Annotated in this window: 2 rRNA genes; both read right to left on the bottom strand. The window is 54.3% G+C overall.

The window, feature by feature from the left end:
* Positions 1–2996: ribosomal RNA gene (locus D8M23_RS11620) — 23S ribosomal RNA — on the bottom strand; the annotation flags it as partial.
* 318 nt (positions 2997–3314) lie between these two features.
* Positions 3315–4840: ribosomal RNA gene (locus tag D8M23_RS11615) — 16S ribosomal RNA — on the bottom strand.
* Between the last annotated feature and the right edge of the window lie 341 nt (positions 4841–5181).

Below are 5181 nucleotides of genomic sequence, written 5' to 3'. Positions count from 1 at the left end.
AAAGGGTGCCAGGAGAACTCATCACGAAACAAGCTTCCCGCTTAGATGCTTTCAGCGGTTATCCCTCCCGAACGTAGCCAATCAGCCATGCACCTGGCGGTACAACTGACATACCAGAGGTTCGTCCGTCCCGGTCCTCTCGTACTAAGGACAGCCTTTCTCAATTCTCCAACGCACGCAGCGGATAGGGACCGAACTGTCTCACGACGTTCTGAACCCAGCTCGCGTACCGCTTTAATGGGCGAACAGCCCAACCCTTGGGACCGACTCCAGCCCCAGGATGCGACGAGCCGACATCGAGGTGCCAAACCATGCCGTCGATATGGACTCTTGGGCAAGATCAGCCTGTTATCCCCGAGGTACCTTTTATCCGTTGAGCGACAGCGCTTCCACACGCCACTGCCGGATCACTAGTCCCTGCTTTCGCACCTGCTCGAGCCGCCACTCTCACAGTCAAGCTCCCTTGTGCACTTACACTCAACACCTGATTGCCAACCAGGCTGAGGGAACCTTTGGGCGCCTCCGTTACACTTTAGGAGGCAACCGCCCCAGTTAAACTACCCATCAGGCACTGTCCCTGAACCAGATCATGGCCCGAAGTTAGACGCTCAGATTGACCAGAGTGGTATTTCAACAACGACTCCACCACCACTAGCGTGACAGCTTCACAGTCTCCCACCTATCCTACACAAGCCAACCCAAACACCAATACCAAACTATAGTAAAGGTCACGGGGTCTTTCCGTCCTGCTGCGCGAAACGAGCATCTTTACTCGTACTGCAATTTCACCGAGTTCATGGTTGAGACAGTAGGGAAGTCGTTACTCCATTCGTGCAGGTCGGAACTTACCCGACAAGGAATTTCGCTACCTTAGGATGGTTATAGTTACCACCGCCGTTTACTGGGGCTTAAATTCGCAGCTTCGCCCCCAAAAGGGCTAACCACTCCTCTTAACCTTCCAGCACCGGGCAGGAGTCAGTCCGTATACCTCGTCTTACGACTTCGCACGGACCTGTGTTTTTGATAAACAGTCGCTTCCCCCTGGTCTCTGCGACCCCTACACGCTCCCCACCGCACGGGCAGATCACGCTCAGGGCCCCCCTTCTCCCGAAGTTACGGGGGCATTTTGCCGAGTTCCTTAACCATGATTCTCTCGATCGCCTTAGTATTCTCTACCTGATCACCTGTGTCGGTTTCGGGTACGGGCAGCTCAAACCTCACGCCGATGCTTTTCTCGACAGCATAGGATCACCAAATCCCCCAACAACGGGGTCCCATCACGTCTCAGACACACAGCTGGCGCATTTAACAACCAACCATCCTACACGCTTAGACCACGACAACCACCGCGTGGCTTGGCTACCTTCCTGCGTCACACCTGTTAACACGCTTACCTCCAAAGCCTGGGTCCCACACACCCCACAACACCACAAAGAAAACTTCATGACACCGTGTTCGGCATGGTTAGCATCACAATATCAGTATGGACGGTTCTTCACTGGTACGGGAATATCAACCCGTTATCCATCGACTACGCCTGTCGGCCTCGCCTTAGGCCCCGACTAACCCAGGGCAGATTAACTTGACCCTGGAACCCTTGATCATCCGGCGCACGGGTTTCTCACCCGTGATTCGCTACTCATGCCTGCATTCTCACTCCCACACAATCCACCACACACTCCCGTGGCAGCTTCACCTCATGCAGGACGCTCCCCTACCCAACCAGCCACAAAAAGCTGATTGCCACAACTTCGGCGGTGTACTTGAGCCCCGCTACATTATCGGCGCAGAATCACTTGACCAGTGAGCTATTACGCACTCTTTCAAGGATGGCTGCTTCTAAGCCAACCTCCTGGTTGTCTCAGCAACTCCACATCCTTTCCCACTTAGCACACGCTTAGGGGCCTTAGTTGATGGTCTGGGCTGTTTCCCTCTCGACAATGAAGCTTATCCCCCACTGTCTCACTGCTACACTCTCACTTACCGGCATTCGGAGTTTAGCTAACGTCAGTAACCCTCGCGGGCCCATCAGCCATCCAGTCGCTCTACCTCCGGCAAGAAACATGTAACGCTGCACCTAAATGCATTTCGGGGAGAACCAGCTATCACAGAGTTTGATTGGCCTTTCACCCCTATCCACAGCTCATCCCCCCAGTTTTCAACCTAGGTGGGTTCGGTCCTCCACACGCTCTTACACGTGCTTCAACCTGGCCATGGATAGATCACTCCGCTTCGGGTCTAGATCCTGCCACTACAACGCCCTATTCAGACTCGCTTTCGCTACGACTACCCCACACGGGTTAACCTCGCGACAAAACACTAACTCGCAGGCTCATTCTTCAAAAGGCACGCCACCACCCCACACAACGGGGGCTATAACGGCTTGTAAGCACACGGTTTCAGGTACTCTTTCACTCCCCTCCCGGGGTACTTTTCACCATTCCCTCACGGTACTGATCCACTATCGGTCACTAGAAAGTATTTAGACTTACCAGGTGGTCCTGGCAGATTCACACGAGATTCCACGAGCCCCGTGCTACTCGGGACAAACGCCACGCGGTCAGAACAATTTCAGCTACGGGACTCTCACCCACTCCGGTTGGCCTTCCCAGACCATTCACCTACCATCCTGAACATCACGCCAACAGCCGGTCAGAACTGCCACGACGCCTCCCACAACCCCCATGATGCAACCCCCGACCGGTATCACACACCACAGGTTTAGTCTCTTCCGCTTTCGCTCGCCACTACTGACAGAATCATTATTATTTTCTCTTCCTGCGGGTACTGAGATGTTTCACTTCCCCGCGTTCCCCCCAACTGGCCTATACATTCAACCAGCGGTCACTCACCATAACAATGAGCAAGGTTTCCCCATTCGGACATCCTCGGATCAACGCCCAGTTATCGGCTCCCCGAGGCTTATCGCAGATTCACACGTCCTTCATCGGCTTCTAGTGCCAAGGCATCCACCGTGTGCCCTTAACAACTTACAAACAATCAAAGAAAAAATCACAGAAAACTCACCACACACCCACACACAAAACAGGCAGGTGCACAGCACAGCTTCCAGAAGATGCTCGCGTCCACTATACAGTTCTCAAACAACAAACCACACCACCACCAACACCAGAGACAACCCCAGCACCAGCACCAGCCAGTCACACAGACCACACAGCGTGCAGCCCGAAAACCCAACAGCGCACCTCAATGGCCCCACCACAAACCAGGAAACATGACATTCCACCCATGAGCAAACCACCCATCCGACACTCGCAGATGGCATGGCCAACCAATATAGTTGAGCTCCTTAGAAAGGAGGTGATCCAGCCGCACCTTCCGGTACGGCTACCTTGTTACGACTTAGTCCCAATCGCCAATCCCACCTTCGACGGCTCCCCCCACAAGGGTTAGGCCACCGGCTTCGGGTGTTACCAACTTTCGTGACTTGACGGGCGGTGTGTACAAGGCCCGGGAACGTATTCACCGCAGCGTTGCTGATCTGCGATTACTAGCGACTCCGACTTCATGGGGTCGAGTTGCAGACCCCAATCCGAACTGAGACCGGCTTTAAGGGATTAGCTCCACCTCACAGTATCGCAACCCTCTGTACCGGCCATTGTAGCATGCGTGAAGCCCAAGACATAAGGGGCATGATGATTTGACGTCATCCCCACCTTCCTCCGAGTTAACCCCGGCAGTCTCCTATGAGTCCCCGGCCGAACCGCTGGCAACATAGAACGAGGGTTGCGCTCGTTGCGGGACTTAACCCAACATCTCACGACACGAGCTGACGACAACCATGCACCACCTGTACACCAGCCCCGAAGGGAAACGCCATCTCTGACGCGATCTAATGCATGTCAAGCCTTGGTAAGGTTCTTCGCGTTGCATCGAATTAATCCGCATGCTCCGCCGCTTGTGCGGGCCCCCGTCAATTCCTTTGAGTTTTAGCCTTGCGGCCGTACTCCCCAGGCGGGGCACTTAATGCGTTAGCTACGGCGCGGAAAACGTGGAATGTCCCCCACACCTAGTGCCCAACGTTTACGGCATGGACTACCAGGGTATCTAATCCTGTTCGCTCCCCATGCTTTCGCTTCTCAGCGTCAGTTACAGCCCAGAGACCTGCCTTCGCCATCGGTGTTCCTCCTGATATCTGTGCATTCCACCGCTACACCAGGAATTCCAGTCTCCCCTACTGCACTCTAGTTAGCCCGTACCCACTGCAAAACCGGAGTTAAGCCCCGGCCTTTCACAGCAGACGCGACCAACCGCCTACAAGCTCTTTACGCCCAATAATTCCGGACAACGCTCGCGCCCTACGTATTACCGCGGCTGCTGGCACGTAGTTAGCCGGCGCTTTCTCTGCACCTACCGTCACTTTCGCTTCTTCGATGCTAACAGAGGTTTACAACCCGAAGGCCGTCATCCCTCACGCGGCGTCGCTGCATCAGGCTTGCGCCCATTGTGCAATATTCCCCACTGCTGCCTCCCGTAGGAGTCTGGGCCGTGTCTCAGTCCCAGTGTGGCCGGTCACCCTCTCAGGCCGGCTACCCGTCGTCGCCTTGGTAAGCCATTACCTCACCAACAAGCTGATAGGCCGTGAGCCCATCTAAAACCACTCCATAACGCTTTCCACCAACACCCCATGCAGAGATTGGTCGTATCCGGTATTAGACCCAGTTTCCCAGGCTTATCCCAGAGTCAAAGGTAGGTCACTCACGTATTACTCACCCGTTCGCCACTAATCCACGGTGCAAGCACCGCTTCATCGTTCGACTTGCATGTGTTAAGCACGCCGCCAGCGTTCGTCCTGAGCCAGGATCAAACTCTCCGTTACAAAACAAAAAGCCTGACAACCCGATCTCAAACACCAACACAAACCGTACACGGGGGTGCACGATCCACGCTGACACAATTGAAACCACAAACGGTCATCAATCAAAAAATAAATAAAATAATTGGTATCACATTTCCAAACAAAAACAATTTGCTCGAAACCAAAAAAGCACACTATTGAGTTCTCAAACAACACACCACCCCAGGACACCACCACACACCCACAACAGGCACGCAGAAGCCCCCCAGACAGTCATCATTCAGAGCCAACCACAACATCAACAGCACCCCTTCAGGGCCCCTCGCCGCGGCGACTCATACAACTATACACACCCCCCACAC

This window comes from Rothia sp. HSID18067 (genome assembly GCF_003989445.1).
GTDB classification, from domain to species: domain Bacteria; phylum Actinomycetota; class Actinomycetes; order Actinomycetales; family Micrococcaceae; genus Rothia; species Rothia aeria.
This window is presented reverse-complemented; position numbering and strand designations above follow the sequence as displayed.